The 15,441-nt window shown below is 47.9% G+C and carries 15 protein-coding genes and 1 pseudogene; 11 read left to right on the top strand and 5 right to left on the bottom strand.

Annotated elements, in window-relative coordinates:
* Window positions 1-56 precede the first annotated feature (56 nt).
* Complete coding sequence (locus ACXKZD_RS23160; RefSeq protein WP_346456824.1) at window positions 57-527, bottom strand: DUF1203 domain-containing protein; 471 nt, start codon at window positions 525-527, stop codon at window positions 57-59.
* A 477-nt stretch (window positions 528-1,004) separates the two neighbouring features.
* Here ACXKZD_RS23160 and ACXKZD_RS23155 point away from each other — a divergent pair, with 477 nt between their 5' ends.
* A complete protein-coding gene (locus tag ACXKZD_RS23155) occupies window positions 1,005-2,345 on the top strand; it encodes an MFS transporter (protein WP_488982275.1) in 1,341 nt (446 codons plus the stop codon).
* 180 nt (window positions 2,346-2,525) lie between these two features.
* On the opposite strand, the gene ACXKZD_RS23150 is transcribed toward ACXKZD_RS23155, so the two are convergent.
* Window positions 2,526-3,437 (bottom strand): LysR family transcriptional regulator, encoded by a 912-nt coding sequence (locus tag ACXKZD_RS23150; RefSeq protein WP_033760103.1) that lies wholly within the window; start codon window positions 3,435-3,437, stop codon window positions 2,526-2,528.
* Between the two features lie 89 nt (window positions 3,438-3,526).
* Between ACXKZD_RS23150 and ACXKZD_RS23145 the strand changes: the two are divergent.
* Window positions 3,527-4,542, top strand: a pseudogene (locus ACXKZD_RS23145) (NADP-dependent oxidoreductase).
* Between the two features lie 63 nt (window positions 4,543-4,605).
* A complete protein-coding gene (locus tag ACXKZD_RS23140) occupies window positions 4,606-4,908 on the top strand; it encodes a putative quinol monooxygenase (protein WP_488982274.1) in 303 nt (100 codons plus the stop codon).
* Window positions 4,909-5,068: 160 nt separating this feature from the next.
* Here ACXKZD_RS23140 and ACXKZD_RS23135 read toward each other — a convergent pair whose 3' ends face one another.
* Window positions 5,069-5,512 (bottom strand): NUDIX hydrolase, encoded by a 444-nt coding sequence (locus tag ACXKZD_RS23135; protein WP_031292560.1) that lies wholly within the window; start codon window positions 5,510-5,512, stop codon window positions 5,069-5,071.
* 730 nt (window positions 5,513-6,242) lie between these two features.
* On the opposite strand from ACXKZD_RS23135, the gene ACXKZD_RS23130 reads away from it, so the two are divergent.
* From ACXKZD_RS23130 to ACXKZD_RS23120, 3 genes are all read left to right on the top strand, one after another.
* Window positions 6,243-7,217 (top strand): hypothetical protein, encoded by a 975-nt coding sequence (locus ACXKZD_RS23130; RefSeq protein WP_033760113.1) that lies wholly within the window; start codon window positions 6,243-6,245, stop codon window positions 7,215-7,217.
* A 253-nt stretch (window positions 7,218-7,470) separates the two neighbouring features.
* Complete coding sequence (locus tag ACXKZD_RS23125; protein ID WP_223564349.1) at window positions 7,471-8,031, top strand: hypothetical protein; 561 nt, start codon at window positions 7,471-7,473, stop codon at window positions 8,029-8,031.
* A gap of 93 nt (window positions 8,032-8,124) precedes the next feature.
* A complete protein-coding gene (locus ACXKZD_RS23120; protein WP_010669697.1) occupies window positions 8,125-8,361 on the top strand; it encodes a hypothetical protein in 237 nt (78 codons plus the stop codon).
* An 832-nt stretch (window positions 8,362-9,193) separates the two neighbouring features.
* On the opposite strand, the gene ACXKZD_RS23115 is transcribed toward ACXKZD_RS23120, so the two are convergent.
* Window positions 9,194-10,030, bottom strand: coding sequence for a MipA/OmpV family protein (locus ACXKZD_RS23115; protein WP_488982273.1), 837 nt, complete (start codon window positions 10,028-10,030; stop codon window positions 9,194-9,196).
* A gap of 206 nt (window positions 10,031-10,236) precedes the next feature.
* Between ACXKZD_RS23115 and ACXKZD_RS23110 the strand changes: the two genes are divergently transcribed.
* The 5 genes from ACXKZD_RS23110 to ACXKZD_RS23090 all read left to right on the top strand — a co-directional run bounded on the left by ACXKZD_RS23110 (window position 10,237) and on the right by ACXKZD_RS23090 (window position 14,220).
* Window positions 10,237-10,914, top strand: coding sequence for a response regulator (locus tag ACXKZD_RS23110; protein WP_277976798.1), 678 nt, complete (start codon window positions 10,237-10,239; stop codon window positions 10,912-10,914).
* Complete coding sequence (locus tag ACXKZD_RS23105; protein WP_337028719.1) at window positions 10,914-12,302, top strand: sensor histidine kinase; 1,389 nt, start codon at window positions 10,914-10,916, stop codon at window positions 12,300-12,302. Before ACXKZD_RS23110 ends, ACXKZD_RS23105 begins: the two co-directional genes overlap by 1 nt.
* A gap of 49 nt (window positions 12,303-12,351) precedes the next feature.
* Window positions 12,352-12,789, top strand: a complete 438-nt coding sequence (locus ACXKZD_RS23100) for a hypothetical protein (RefSeq protein ID WP_364109860.1) — start codon at window positions 12,352-12,354, stop codon at window positions 12,787-12,789.
* 341 nt (window positions 12,790-13,130) lie between these two features.
* Window positions 13,131-13,748 (top strand): hypothetical protein, encoded by a 618-nt coding sequence (locus ACXKZD_RS23095; RefSeq protein WP_010669693.1) that lies wholly within the window; start codon window positions 13,131-13,133, stop codon window positions 13,746-13,748.
* 49 nt (window positions 13,749-13,797) lie between these two features.
* Entirely contained in the window at window positions 13,798-14,220 is a 423-nt protein-coding gene (locus tag ACXKZD_RS23090) for a surface-adhesin E family protein (RefSeq protein WP_235605086.1), read from the top strand.
* 229 nt (window positions 14,221-14,449) lie between these two features.
* Here ACXKZD_RS23090 and ACXKZD_RS23085 read toward each other — a convergent pair whose 3' ends face one another.
* Entirely contained in the window at window positions 14,450-15,355 is a 906-nt protein-coding gene (locus ACXKZD_RS23085) for a LysR family transcriptional regulator (protein ID WP_191920194.1), read from the bottom strand.
* Between the last annotated feature and the right edge of the window lie 86 nt (window positions 15,356-15,441).

The following is a 15,441-nucleotide window of genomic DNA, read 5'->3' as shown; positions in this document are numbered from 1 at the left end:
GCGACCCTTGAGACGAATAATTTCCTGTTGCGGATAGGGCTTCTCAATACAAACCGTCATTCAAAACGTTCTGCACAGCAGGAATAGCATCCCCGTTTCGCATTATGTATCTGGATATAACTAATCTGCGGATCGGCAAAAAAATGGCCGATGAGATCTTCGGCAAGTTTCCCCTCAGCTATATCCGCCTCTTTTAAAAAATGCTTTCCGTCATAGGCCCTTAATGACAGCGTTCTGCTTAGCAGGACTTCAGGTAATTCATTGATGTAAATGCCTTGCCGGGTGCATCCCTCCCATATATAGATTGCATGAGTACCAAAATAGGGCGTGTCGGCAGGCTGATAGATGTGATTAATCAGGAGGGCGCTTTCTCCAACGGGGATATCGCACAATGAGATTCTGTCGGGATAACCCGGATAGCACTCTACCGTTTGTCGTACTGCATGGTGTTTTCTCAGATATTCATCGCTCTGTCCAAAAAGATGAGCAAATTGCCCGGCGTTCAGGCCAGTAATTTGGTATTTCATAGCATCCCTCTCTTTTCACCGTAACACCGCGAACAATGACGTTATCGAATACTGTGAGGAGAAACTCGCCGTTATCGGTCAGGGAATTTCATGATGTGACCGTCCGACAGTGGCAGGCGAGTGCTTCATCAGCTGCGAACTTCTCAGACGCTGGCTGATATCTTCACACAAGTGCTAAGGCCTCACTTCCCGACAGCGGCGCTCAAATTACTCTGTTCCCTCTCACTCTTTCCCGTTCTCCTGTCGTCACTTCATTAAAAAGATCGCTGAACTCCACCCGTTAACGACATACTCGTCACATAAACTAAGGTTGATGAATACTTTTTTGTGACAAATAACACAACCTCATTACATCTTCCGGCGGGAAAGAATTTTTATCGTGATAATGGTTTTACTCAGTACATTGCAGTTTTACAGAGTAAAACAAAGCGCTTTGCGGATTGCACGTAAAGCGATGACAAAATTGTGAGGATCATCATGTCTGAAAAACAGCACATCCCGACTTTCTCTGCCGATATTGAGCAGCAGACCGTTAAGAAGGTGGTCTGGCGCATTTTGCCCTTCCTGATTGTTTGTTATCTGATTGCCATTATTGATCGCGGCAACATTGGGATGGCTTCGTTGCAGATGAACGAAGATTTAGGGTTGTCGAAAGCGGTATTTGGTTTTGCGAGTAGTCTGTTTTTTGTCGGTTACTTCCTGTTTGAAGTGCCCAGCAATCTGGCCATGCAGAAAATTGGCGCAAAGATTTGGATCTCTCGCATCATGGTGTCGTGGGGTATCATCTCTGTCTGTACCGCCTTTGTTGAAAGTGCCAATACACTCTATATATTGCGCTTTTTACTGGGTGCCGCTGAGGCCGGATTTTTCCCTGGCGTCATTCTTTATCTGACTTACTGGATCCCCGGAAAGTACCGTGCACGCGTGATTGCTACCTTTATGGTGGCCATTCCTGCGGCGAACTTTATTGGATCGCCCATTTCTGGTCTGATTTTGTCACTGGATGGCTGGTACGGTATGCGTGGCTGGCACTGGTTATTTATCCTGGAAGGTATTCCGGCGGTCATTCTGGGAATTGCAGCCTTCTTTTTACTGAGCAATCGTCCCACTAATGCCAGCTGGTTAAATCAGGAACAAAAAGCGTGGCTGAACAGCACTCTCGAAGCCGAAAATGCGAAGAAGAAGGCGATAGGTCATATCTCTTTGTGGCAGTTGCTGCGTCACAAACATATCTGGGTGATGGCGCTGATTTATGCAGGCGCGTCTGCGGCGGGCTCAACGCTGAGCGTCTGGTCTCCGCAACTGCTTAAATCGTTTGGACTGGATAACTTCACCACCGGTTTAGTCAATGCGATTCCCTACGGCCTGGCCTCCATTCTGATGATTATCTGGGGGAGAAGTTCTGACCGCAGCGGCGAGCGTCGCTGGCACACCGCGTTAACGCTGTTCTTAATTGCAGGTGGCCTGCTGTCAGCCTTTATCACCAATAGTCTGACCGGCAGTGTGGTGATCCTGTCGCTGGTATTAATCGGAGCCTACTCAATGAAAGGACCTTTCTGGGCGCTGGCATCGGGATGGATGTCATCGACTACCGCTGCCGCGGGTCTGGCGGCTATCGGTGCGATGGCGAATCTGATCGGCGGTGGGGTGATGGTCAACGTTTATGGCATTATCAATCAGGCGACCGGCAGCCATACGCTGGCTATGGTGCCACTGGCTATCCTCTGTGGTATCGGGGGCATTGCCGTGCTGGTCATGGGCCGCATAAAAGTGTTAACCATCGACGTTGAAAATAGCGCTTCGTCAGTCAGTAAATAAAGTAATCCCGCCTGCAGACGCTAAGCAGCGCCTCTGCAGGCGGGTTCTTCCGGCTTTATCTCTGCCATATAAACATTCCACATCCTGTCATTAACTGAATCAGTCTGCTGGTTGTTGATGTCTGTTATGTGTCAGATGCGGAAAGAACTTACCTTTGGGGATTTACTGACAATACCCAGTTTAAGAGCTTTCAGAACTGTTAAGCATGAGATCAATAAAGGCGCGTACAGCAGGATTTGAACGCCTGCTCGCATGCCATACCGCAGAAATATTATGCCGCTCTACTGAAAAATCAGTGAGAAGGGGCACTAACTCCCCGCGCTTAACCCAGGAAGCAGCCATAAAACTCGACACCATGCCTATTCCGGCACCGGCCGCCACAGCCGCGATAACGGCCTCGCTTGCATCGACGATGACAGCAGATGATGGCACAATTTCAATCTCCCGCTCGCCAACCCGGAACGGCCAGCGAAAAATCTGCCCCGTATTTTGATATCGCAAATTAACCGTTTTATGCCCGATAAGATCATTGGGGTGTTCGGGTTCCGGGCATCGGGTCAAATAATCTGGCGAAGCATAACAACCTATCTGATAGGGTGACAAACGACGCGACAGAAGATTTGAATCTGCGAGGTCGCCGATCCGGATGGCTATATCAATACTCTCGTCAACAATGCTAATTACGCGATCACTCAGCTTTAAGTCGATTGTCACTTTAGGATGAAGTGCACAGTATTGCGGAAGGAGAGGCGCGATCACATGAACACCAATCGGAAACGATGCCGCAATGCGTAACGTTCCCGCTGGCTCCTCTCGCGATCGCATGGCGACCTGCTCAAGCTCCTCAGCATCGCGTAATAACTGCAGCGTGCGCTCGTGCAGTTCACGACCCTCAGCAGTCAGCACCAGCGAACGGGTGGTTCGGGTGAACAATGTGACGCCAAGACGCTGCTCCAGTCTCTGGATACTTTTACTTATCGCGGAAGGGGATACTGCCAGCGAGCGAGCGGCAGCGGTAAAGCTGCCGAGCGATCCCGCACGAGCGAATGCAATCAGACCTGTTAGTCTTTCAAAGATTATTTGTTCCTTCATGGCAATATTAAAGCGAAATCCAGCCCCATTATCAATCATCACAATTGGTCATATTCTGGCACCTGAATCTGTGTTGGAGTGAAATTGCCATGACTGAAATGATGAAAGCAGTACAGCTACATGCGTTTGGTGGCCCGGAGAATCTCAGGTATGAAGATGCACCCCGCCCAACTATCGGGGCTGACGAAGTCCTTGTGCGCGTGCATGCCGCAAGTCTGAACCCGCCAGACTTGTATCTGCGTGATGGTTATCGGGCGCTTCCGCCTGAGTGGCGGCCCGAACCCCACTTTCCCTTAATCCTGGGAACGGATGTTTCAGGTGTTATCGAAGCCGTGGGCGAAAATGTTTCCGCATTCAGCACCGGAGATGAAGTCTATTCAATGGTGCGTTTTCCTGATGGGGTAATGGCCGGTAGTGGAGCTTATGCCGACTATGTAAGCGTTCCTGCATCAGAGGTGGCGTTAAATCTCCTGGAATAGACCATATCCAGGCAGCGGGTGCCCCGATGTCACTGCTCACCGCGTGGCAATTTCTTGTCGACGTCGGCCATGATGCGCCCAATCCGTTTCAATCTTTCAACCATAAACCGGTTCTGCTTGAAGGCCAGACGGTGATGGTTAACGGTGCAGGAGGTGGCGTAGGGCACATTGCTGTTCAGATCGCGAAGTGGAAGGGTGCGAGAGTCATTGCCGTCGCTTCTTCCCGTCATGAAGTGCTTATGCGCGAACTGGGCGCAGATGATTTTATCGACTACACCAAAGTAGCCGCTGAGAATGTAGTGAAAAACGTCGATCTGGTTATTGATGCTGTTGGCGGAAAGCATATAGAGCGCTTTTTAAGCTGCATCAGACAGGGCGGAGCACTATTTCTGGTGAATCCTTTGAGTTTTACTGGGCAGACTGAGGCCGCTCAAAAAGGGATTACTGTGTCAACAACGCAAGTGCGTTCAAGTGGTCTGCAGCTATCCGAAGCGGGGCTTTTACTGGAAAAAGGCATTATCAACGTCGTGATTGACAGCACCTATCCGTTAGCCATGGCATCAGCCGCACATCAACGTGCTTCGTCAGGAAGCATCCAGGGCAAAATTGTGCTGACTAACTTCTGATAACCCCATACCTGATCAGTCATTTTCTGAGGGCGAATAGTAGTCAGTTAAAGGAAAAATAAGATGCTTATCATTTCCGGTTATATGTACATTTATCCTTCTGTCCTGGAACAATTTATGGGAGAACTTAAGTTACTGGCGAATGCCGTTCGACAACGTGATGGAAACCTTTCGTATAACGCTGCCGTGGAGGACTATCAGACCGGAAGATTGCTTATATCAGAACGATGGGTGGATCAGGACGCGCTCAATGCCCATCTTATAAAAACCGACACGGTAGAGTTTATAAACCGATGGCAGGGAAAAATGAAGGGGGAACTCTTCAAATATGACGCCTGTAACGAGAGAGGGCTTATGGATGGGTAAATAAAAATCTTATTTAAATCGAGAGTACTTTATTATCAAGCCTCGGATCTGTGAGTAATCGCTCTTCGCTCATAGCAGGCATAAGCCTGGACGATGGTCTGCTTTGTGCCATAAGCGGACGTTCAGGGTATCATGTTGCAGTTAATGTTGAAGGTCCGGCTTACTCCCTTTCAAGTATGTTAATGATTAAATCGCGTGGAAAAATTGTCTCATTGGTGTGTATGAGCTCTTCAATTGTCCACCAATGATAATCGCGTATGACTTCCTGTTCATTGCTACTCCACCCTGAGCGGTCGAGCTCAACTGTATTTGCATCAATCATAAAGAAACGCTCTTCAGCAAGTACAGTCTCCCCACTGGGTAGCATCATTGTGAAGTTTTGGGACGCTATCTGTGGTCCTGTTAATGTCCTTATCAAACCCGTTTCTTCAAATAATTCGCGTATAGCGGCCTGCTCAAAAGATTCATTTTTTTCAAGCCCTCCACCCGGTGTTGCCCAGTATGTTTTTCCTCTCAGAGCTCCATCTTTATGACAGAACCTAAAGAGCAGGACGCGATTATCAGGCGAAACAATGATCAGTCGAGATGATGGTCGAATGCGCACGTACCCCCCTTAAAAAAGCTTAAATACTAATTCTTGATATTTATATAAACATAAATTGCAGCCTGAATCGGCCTATAGGTCTGTATTTTCTTACAGCTTTAATCTTACACAACGTCCGCTCCTCGCTCTTAGCGGACACTACGTGATGCCGATGTCCGGTTTGTGCCATAAGCGGACGCTGACTTATCAACAACCCACTTGAGTATTAGGGTGAATCCGGCTTACGGCTGGATCATCATAAGAAAGAGCCGCCCAGAGGCGGCTAGTCATTATTTGCGTGGTTTATCCGCATCCGAGCGCTTCTCTCGAACTCTTCCATCATTGTTACGATCGCGGGGCTGGGTACCACCGCCAGGTTTAGGAACAACTACGCCAGGATTGAGTGGTCTTCTGTCCGCCATAATTCCATTTCCTAATAGAATGGCAAAAGTGCCGTCTTTTTGATACGCCTAGTATCATGACCTTTCAATCCCGATAAGAAGATATGTTGCGCGGCATCATCTTTTTTCCTCTTTTCGCTCATAGCAGGCATTAATCTGAAGTTAATCCGCTTTGTGCCAGAAGCGGCCTCTTTGCTTTCATCTGTAAAGAACAGAAAGCTTGAATCTTTAACTGAAGACTTTAAGTAAATCATTTTTCTAAAGCTTTATGTCGCTCTGCCGTTACTTGAAAAAAGCCATCGATTTAAATCACGGACTTAGCTTTATTCAGGATGGAGAGAAATTTAACTATGAATATCAATACATTAAGCAATATTTACAGCCAAACTCAAGCTGCATCAGTTAAGACCTCTAAAATCTCCAGCCCCCAACCTGTCAGAGAAAGTAACGCCACGGTAGCGCAGCCAGTATCGTCAGGCCAGTCTACGATAAGTGGACAAGGACTTATGATGTCTCGTCTGTTTGGTAAGGTAAGCACCTTACCTGAAATTCAGACGCAGCTAACCAAAAGTACCCAAGACATGGATGCCACTAATTTTCTGACGAAGAGCGATCTCAGTGCACTTTCAGATCTGTATGGTCAGGCACAAGCTCAGGGCACTGACTTACGATATGTCGATGACATAGCACGCGACTTAGGGAATTACCGAAAGTTTGGAAGCGTATCGGGTAGTTACAATACAGGAAATACTTACGATGCGAGTGGTCGGGTTCAAACGGTATCGTTTACAGATAAAGATGCTGCAACGGCATCCCGTATTCTGAGTAGCGATAACCTTTCAGGCTCTGGCCTCGACCCTGCTTTTCTCAGATATGAACTCGACCCCGGATATTCTTTCAGTCATACCGCGAGTTTTGACTATCTGGAATCCATCATGAACACTACCGGTTCTGATGTGACATCGAAAGGCCAACACATGTCATCTCAATTCGCAACTTATGTAAGCCAGGGGCAGAATAACTACATAATAAATACTGCCAGCGAAGCCACACTGAAAATCGAAGAACCTGATGTCATCAACAAAGATGGTGTATTTACTGTCACCGAAACTGGTAAAAAGCATGGATTCAGGTTAGAAGGCAATGACGTCGTACAGGATAAAGGCACTGGCATAAATGATACTCAGTCTGGTAAGAAGGGGGGCAAAACGTTAATGGATTACTTCCTGAATCAAAACAATACAGATGGTATCAATACTAAAAATGCAGCCAGTTTTTTTGATTTTCTTTTCTCATCTAAGGCTAATACTAAATCCCATGGATAGTGCATACAGATGCATCCTTTTCATTAACAGGGATGCTCACACCAACCGTAAGGAAAATTGTGGATTCGGCACCTCGCTCATAGCGAACCTTGCCTTCATACATGGCCGCTTTGTGCCAATAGCGGACGTAGCTTACATCGGAATGTACTAATCTGCGGGGGCTGGTCAGTGCAATATGGCAACATACGGTGCTGTCGTGACATTAGCTTGTAAAGTAGTATGAGTTCTTCTCCTGTCACCCTTTGGATGCTCAATGACATTACAAGCGACCTATGTTGAACAAAATATGTCCGGTGATGAAACGGAAGTTGTATCGATCATCGACGTCAATCCTTTTGGCACTAATGGAGAAATGGATCGGCGACTGCTAATCAGTAAGGACGCTGAGCCCATTCTGATTTTACAATTGTATGTACGTGTAGATGAGGACGGTTGGCTGATTTCCAGCACCTTTTCTGAGTTTCTTCTGAATGAATCCCACGTGGCGATCATTTGTGGCGATCATTTATATGTTTTTGACATGGCCACACACTCGTTCAGAAGCCATCGACTAGGTGATTACGTCGCCCATATTTATTCAGTCCCTGACATCCACTCTGACAGGTTACAGGGCCGGATTCTGGTTACCACTTACGCCCATGTTTTTCTGATTGATATACTAGTGGGCATTCTCTGGAAATCGATTCGGTGCGCCATTGATGGCGTGATCATTACATCTATAGAGAATGAGACGGTGCTTGGCCTGGGAGAGTGGGATCCGCCAGGAGGCTGGGAACCCTTTAAGCTCGATCTCAAAACGGGTATCCCGATTTGAAAAAGGGTCTACCCTCACAGTCATTGCTAGGAGGGGATATTGCTAACATTGGAATATCTTAAATTATGGGGAGCAGTTCATGGAAGCAATATTATGAAGCATGAGCTATGGACAAACGAAGGTGGTTTGGATTTGTTTTGTCTTGCTGGTCCACGGGGAGACTCTGCTCGTAAAATGCTGGAGCCGGACTACAGATTAGTGTGGATATGTGACGCAGATTCCCACTTTGAAGCGATGAAAGAATATTACGCGTTCCGTAACTGGGGAGAATATCAAACTGATTTTCCTGCACAGGATAGTAAGACTTACAAAGAATTGGGATGGGAGTAAAAAGCACAACATTTATATAATCGTCGCTCGGTATTCTAATAGCTCCGTGACGTCCGCTTTTCGCTCATAACGGACCTAAGCCTGCAGTAAAAGTCCGCTGTGTGCCATAAGCTGACATTACTGACATCAAGATGTACTCATATGCAGGGAGCAATCTACAGCCATATCATTTTCTGAGTGGGTATAGTTAAGCTTATGTCCGAGACTGTTCTCAAAAAGTAAGTAGTCGGCATTATCCTTGTGACCGTCTTTACTCCGAGTCTTAATCCATCACCGTGGCGGAGGCAGGCAACTCGCTCTATCGCATGCTCGCTTCATTGTAGGTACGACACTGGGCTTATTCTTATTAATACGGTACATCCCGCTTTTTTTACGTCGCCTGGTTGCCCGATAGATTCCCTCAATCGCGGTGCATGTTCACCAGCACCTGTCGGGACGTTCAGGCGCAGATGTGCCATCGGGGAATAGGGATTGCCGCCATGCTGTCAGGGACTCATGGCGACGCCATCGCCGGATTGCAGAGTATTCAAATGCCGCCGAGGGATGTCACTATTATCTCCGGCATATCGATCGCTGCGGTCCATACTGGATATCGCCGATGCATTGCTGGCGAATTCCGCAACACCAGCAAGGTAGGCATGTTCTTCGGCGCGCGCGCTTTTGCTGTTGCGCCAGCGGAGGTGAACAGATGTTATACATGTTCGGGGCTGAAGCTTTAGGTTTTGCAATCTGTTGCGTACTGCCCCGTTAGCTGAAAAGAGGGTGGATTAGAAAGCGTGTTTATTGGCAGAGAAGAGCCATAAGCTGGCGGGAAACACACATTGAATAACGATCAGAAGTGGTATGTCACCAGCAGGCTTCCTGTGGGTGATATTTCTCGTTGCACAATCGGGCTATTGCGCGCATCTCCCGTTAACTGCGTAACGCCTGCTGCGGCAATCACGCTCCAGTCCTCATTGAACTTGTGTGTCCAGTCAAGATTCATCGACCAGGCATAAATTCCCGATCCGGCATCATATCGGATAAACCTTGATGCAGCCGATTGAGATGCACTGACTCCGTAGTAAGTCTGCATGTATTTGTCCGTCCCCCAGCTGCCGGTCAGCGCCAGCGTTACTGTATTATTCGGTGAGGTATAGAGCGGGCTATTAATGCCAAAATGCAATGCCGTGCCATTGTTTTGCTCAGAAAATGGCACTTCAGCCTGCAATTGCAAAATAAGCCAGTCGGTCACCCCGTATCCCAAGCCAAATACACCGAGAGCCGAGCCTTTGACATCCCCCATACCTCGCAAATAGTCGCTGCCATCGCTTAGGGAGTCACTGTCCACGTCACGATCCTTACGGCCTGCGCGATAGCTCACCGCAGCGTTGTAATCGAATTTGCCGATGTTATTGCCATAACCGATGCCCCGCGTGGAGCTGACGAAGAAACCATTTTCCATGGTGTAATCAAGCACCAGGGAAGTCGTGACGCGGCTTTTGTCCGAACCAGAATAACGTGGCGTCACGTTCGCGCCGCCTCCCACCGTCAACGCGTTGCCCTGATTCTGTGCTGCCGCCAGTATCGGGGTGGTCAGTAACGCCAGGACTGCGCCCGACAACATTTTTTTCAGGCTGTACCCCGTGAGTGAAAGGGGGAACTTATGACGCAGTGTGTTATTTCTCATTAAAGAAGTCCTTATGCATTCAAATGATTACGATGCAAGCGGGTTGTAAACGCCAGAACGTTCATTTTGAATGCGCCCGCTAAAGTTCTCATGAGCCAAAAATGAAGAAAGGGTGAAGCAACCACAGATGCTGCAAAGCTGATAGATTTCCTGATACCGTTTTTTTCTTCAGACGTTCTTCATTCACTGCTGATACCGTAACCATTGTGAAAATACTCCTGATTGAAGACGACCTGGATCTCGGTAACGGCATACGTATTGCCCTTGCAGATCAAGGATTTGATGTTATATGGGTTCGCCGCAAAGAGGATGCGCTGCATCAGCTTGATGTCTGCGTGCCTGAACTTGTGTTGCTCGACCTCGGATTACCCGACGGCGATGGCATGAGTCTGATGGGGGGCCTGCGTCAGCAGCACAAGGGCATTCCCGTGATCATCCTGACGGCGCGAGGCACACTGCACGATCGCCTTTCCGGGCTGGACGCGGGTGCAGACGACTATCTCGTCAAACCGTTTGTTCTCGCCGAGTTGCTGGCGAGGGTGAGAGCGCTTGCGCGCCGCAGTTATGGTTTTCAGAACGAGGCGATAGAACTTCGGGGATTATCACTTTTTGTGCCCACACGACGCGTGACCGTGAATGCACGGCATATTGAGTTGACGGCAAGTGAATACGCGCTGCTTGAAACGTTGATGTTACGCACTGACCGCGTGCTTACTCGCAGTTTTCTGGAAGAAAGGATCTTCGGCGCAAAAGAAAATATGAGTAATGCGCTTGATGTGCATATGGGGAATTTGCGTCGCAAAATCGGCGAAGGCTATGTACGAACGGTGAGGGGCGTTGGGTATGTCATTGATACCGTACCCATTCAGAAGGGAGCAGGTTGATGCGAAATGTCTGGCGCCATCTGAGAACCCCAACGTTCGTACGGCGAATTATGGTAGCGCAGATGCTATTGCTCACTCTGCTCTGGTGTCTTTTTCTGACTTACGTTTTGTGGGAAGACTTACGTAGTCCGCCGATATTAACGGGCAGTAAGACGTACGAAACCATTTTTACGGTGGTTAAGAGTATGGACGATCGCCCGCAGGAGCGAACGCATGTGCTGGCTGCATTAAGTAAGGCAGTACGGGAAAATTATGGCGGCGGTGAAGATCCAGCACTCTCAATCAGCCTTATCGTACGCGAGAATAAAGAGATAATTTATGCCTCTGATGGTGCGCCAGTCGGAGTGATAAATAGCCGTTATGGAAAAATTGAGCGCGTGGAGAGTGATGGTCGCGCCTGGAACAGCCGTACCTTAAAGTCCGGGAACGCCGACACAGAGGTCACGCTTATCACCCCTGCTGGAGGCTGGAATTTCTTTATCTATCTGAACTCGCGTGGCTACTACGTGATGCCGCTGCTGGTATGCATTCCTTTTCTTTTGTTCCCTGCATGGCTGTCGATCCGCATTGCAATGCGCCCATGGAATAAAGTGGTAAATGAAGTGTCCTTGCGCACGCCGGACGATCTCTCGCCCTTAAAAGCAGTGCCAAAGCACAGGGAGCTTCGCCAGATGGTTGACGCGGTTAATGGATTTCTTGCCAGGGTGCGGGAAAGTACTGAACGGGAACGCGTTTTCATTGCCGATGCCGCTCACGAGTTGCGTACCCCCCTGGCGGCGATGCGAATCAATGTTGAGGCGCTGGAATCTTATGTGAGCAGTGACAGCCAAAAAGAGTTGCTTGCGGGCATTGTTCGCAGCAACAGCCGTGCGGCTCGTCTGGTCAATCAGTTGCTGCTGCTGATGCACAGCGAAGCGCGCATTGACATGGTTATGGAGCCTTTGCCGCTGACAACGCTCATACAGGAACGCATGGCCGGGCTGGCACCGCTCGCGGCGGAACGCAGGATTGAACTTGAATTTTACGCCGAAGAGGAAATCTGGGTGACTGGCGTCAGGGAACGGTTGATGTCGCTTATCGATAACGTAATTGAAAATGCCGTGAAGTATAGCCCCTGGGGCGGGAGGATTGAGGTGGAATTACGATCCTTAAATCAATCCACGCAGTTACGTGTTTCAGATGCAGGGCCTGGCATTCCCGTTGAATTGAGGGAGCGCGTGTTTGACAGATTTTTTCGTGATCCTAACCAGCTGCAAAGCGGGAGTGGGCTGGGGCTTGCCATCGTTAAAGCCGTTGCGCAGCAACACAACAGCAGCGTAAGCCTCAGTACGTCGGCAGAAGGTGGGCTGATGGTTTCGGTTGATTTCCCAAATCACAAGTCCGCCTGAAAGCAAGGACAACGTTGATCCGCCCCGGCGAATGGCCGTTACCTGAATGATGGAGTTAAATGTGAAATACGTTGTTCTTGCAAGCCTGTTAATTTCGCTCTCACTAAGCGGGTGCGCTATTACGGTCAGTGAACTAAAAAGCAGCCAATCCTCTTTTGACGGCAGTTTCGTGAGCAAGGCAGGCTCATCTGATACTTATCGAACCCTAAGGTACATGGCAAGACAGTGCCTCGAATATGAGGCATATTCAGGAAATCCGGTCATCGTACTGAGCGAATTTGATGGTGAACGCAAAGCAGGGGAGATTAATCAAAAGTTCCTTTCACAGGGATTGTTGATAAATAACACGCTAATTGAGATCGAAAGTCGGCATGGTGACAACGCACAGGTCTCCCTTTATACAACCAAGAACGTCTTGAGCACGGGAATCCGGTCACCAAAGATAATTGATATCAAGCGCTGGGCTGACGGCGATAAAACGTGCTAGCGCGACACCGCGAAGCATTCCAGTTATATGACTTGCGCCACATTGATTAACACCGCAATTTTAAGTAATACCTTCATCAGAGGTGAGAGCCATTTCAAACTTCCGCTATTCGCTCATAGCGGACATTGGCCTATACACAGTCCGCTATGTGCCAAGGGCGGACGTTGCTTGGATCATGGTAAGTTAATTTACCGGGAGCAGGTCACAGTCTGACAATGACGATCCAGACTTACTGTTATTGCACTAACAAAATCAACATGAAAGACATTTAATTGAAAACTGTAAAGTTTCATCAACTCGTGCCGATAATAAAAAATGTTTTTTCTAAATAAGGATATAACGTGCGTAAAATTGTATACATAACCGCCATGATACTTGGTATGGGATGCGCAGTATCTTCTGTTCAGGCCAGCACATTAACGAAAAGCCTTTCACGTTGCGACGCGAGTTTTTTCCAAGAAATCTATCATCAGAAAAGTAAATTTAAAGGTTTGGTTCCTCTCGCTATAGGCGAGCATCATCTAGCATGGTTCAAAGGGCCAGCCGATGGTAATGGCAGAATATGGTTCGCCCAGCCTTTGAAAGAACTAAATCTGACGATTTCAGGCTATTATCTTCAAACCAGCGATCTCGACGTGATTAATGACGGGAAATTTTATTACTGGGGCATGATATTGCAAAATTCGCCTCAAGAAGTGATGAACGCACTTAACCATCTGAAGTGGGTAAAAACAGGCGATGACTCTATTTCTCAGGCAATGATAAAAGAAGGGCCTGACAGCAACTGGAAAATCAATAATCAAGCTGTAAGTGGTATTGCACCCGCCAAAGAAAGTACTGAGAAGCTTTTGATTCTGAGCAAAGATAAGAATGGTTCGTTATTACTTTGCTCAATTCAAGGTTATGTCACGCCTGATATGCTTGCAGAGTTTAGACCTGATTTGAAGGTGAAAAATTAATATGAAAACTCTACTATGTCTTATGTTTTTTTTACTATCAGGATGTGCTTTGAAAAATACATCATCACCTGATACATCCGCAAAAAAACCTGCAGGCTTGATTAAAGTATTGACAGATGATCATGCCATTTCCTATGCGGACCTGCGGATGGTTTCAATATATCAAGGAAACAATCATTTGCGCAAATTTTATATGATCAATAATTATAAAGAAACGAAACGTATTAGTTCTCATCCTCCCGTTTACGCAAACAGCTCACGAACAATCAATATTATTAATTGTGATAAAAATCAACGTTCCGTCATGGGATGGACTCTGTTTACTAAACCTTATGCCGAAGGCGATATCATTTACGCAAAACCTGATATTGGGCAATGGGAGAGTTTCCCGCCCCAATCAATTATCGGCATGATAGCTCAGTTACTGTGTAAAATACCTCCCGACCGGCTGAAGCCGGAACCTGATGAGTAAATACGTAAGCCTTTATTAGATAATTAAGCATAATTGAAGCCGCGCATTAACCTGCTTCCTGTTAATTTTAACAGAATGCTTGTAACTATGTCCGCTTCACGCTCATAGCGGACATGGGCCTGCACAACGTCTGCTTAGTGCCAGAAGCGGACATCAGAGGCTTAAGCAGCAAGGATATTTTTCGGAGCTGAGCAGACCGGATCTGTCAGATAAATATATTGAGTGATATTTATCTGCTTTCATCTTTTGCAAAACTGGCGTTTAGTCTTTTCAGCACTTCACTTATGCCCCTGCTGACAATCCGATCCTCCCGCATTACTGTCCCCAGAGTCCGGTGAAGCGAGGGCGTCACAGAGTAAAGGCTGAGACCCTGACTTTCTTCCATACCAGCAACGGACATAAGGGGAACGATGCTGTAGCCCAGACCGGAACGTACCATTCTTTTGATTGCTTCAATACTGCCAAGTTCCATCACAGGGCTGGCAGTATGCCCGGCATACCGGAACCATTCGTCGATTAGGGCGCGTGTCCCGCTTCCGGGTTCAAAGATAATCAGCGGCAGTGACAAAAGGGCGTCGGGAGACAGCGGGTTCGCACTCTGCTCTGATGCATCCTTTTCCATGATAACAACAAACTCATCAGTACCCAGCGGGCTTACGCTCAGGCATTTGCCGGTTACTGGAAGCGTTACAAGTCCAATGTCTATACGATTCTCCCCTACGCTCCGAACAATATCGGAAGTATTGCCCGTGCGTACGTCCACTTTCAGCAGGGGATGTGCCTGTCGCAGCTGTTGCAGTAAGGGAGGCAGAAGATGAATACAGGCTGTTGCACCAGTGCCAAGGGTAACGGTGCCGGTTATGTCGTCTGAATGCAGAGACACCGATTCAATGGCCGTATTTACCACTGAATCAATTTTCATACAGTGCTCAGAAAAAGTCAGCCCGGCAGGAGTGGGCCTTATCCCCCGGCTGGTTCTCTCAATAAGCCGGACATGGAGCGCCTGCTCCAGCTGTCTTATCTGCAGGCTGACAGCAGGCTGTGATAGTCCGAGAGCTTCTGCCGCTCCGGAGAAGCTGCCCCGGCTGATGACCATCCTGAAAGTAGCAAGGTGATCAAGGTTCAGGTTTGCCATGCCAAAGTTTTCCTTATACCGCTGATAAGTCCCGCGGCCTGTCTGAAATTATTTACCCGGGTTAATCTTTGTTTCTGACCGGATAA

The organism is Pantoea sp. ABR1s (genome assembly GCF_057812235.1).
This window is presented reverse-complemented; position numbering and strand designations above follow the sequence as displayed.

Bases quoted from the DNA above. Each gene is read 5' to 3' on its own strand.
- ACXKZD_RS23160 (WP_346456824.1), bottom strand. From the start codon at position 527: ATGAAATACCAAATTACTGGCCTGAACGCCGGGCAATTTGCTCATCTT.
- ACXKZD_RS23155 (WP_488982275.1), top strand. From the start codon at position 1,005: ATGTCTGAAAAACAGCACATCCCGACTTTCTCTGCCGATATTGAGCAG.
- ACXKZD_RS23150 (WP_033760103.1), bottom strand. From the start codon at position 3,437: ATGAAGGAACAAATAATCTTTGAAAGACTAACAGGTCTGATTGCATTC.
- ACXKZD_RS23140 (WP_488982274.1), top strand. From the start codon at position 4,606: ATGCTTATCATTTCCGGTTATATGTACATTTATCCTTCTGTCCTGGAA.
- ACXKZD_RS23130 (WP_033760113.1), top strand. From the start codon at position 6,243: ATGAATATCAATACATTAAGCAATATTTACAGCCAAACTCAAGCTGCA.
- ACXKZD_RS23125 (WP_223564349.1), top strand. From the start codon at position 7,471: ATGACATTACAAGCGACCTATGTTGAACAAAATATGTCCGGTGATGAA.
- ACXKZD_RS23120 (WP_010669697.1), top strand. From the start codon at position 8,125: ATGAAGCATGAGCTATGGACAAACGAAGGTGGTTTGGATTTGTTTTGT.
- ACXKZD_RS23115 (WP_488982273.1), bottom strand. From the start codon at position 10,030: ATGAGAAATAACACACTGCGTCATAAGTTCCCCCTTTCACTCACGGGG.
- ACXKZD_RS23105 (WP_337028719.1), top strand. From the start codon at position 10,914: ATGCGAAATGTCTGGCGCCATCTGAGAACCCCAACGTTCGTACGGCGA.
- ACXKZD_RS23100 (WP_364109860.1), top strand. From the start codon at position 12,352: ATGGAGTTAAATGTGAAATACGTTGTTCTTGCAAGCCTGTTAATTTCG.
- ACXKZD_RS23085 (WP_191920194.1), bottom strand. From the start codon at position 15,355: ATGGCAAACCTGAACCTTGATCACCTTGCTACTTTCAGGATGGTCATC.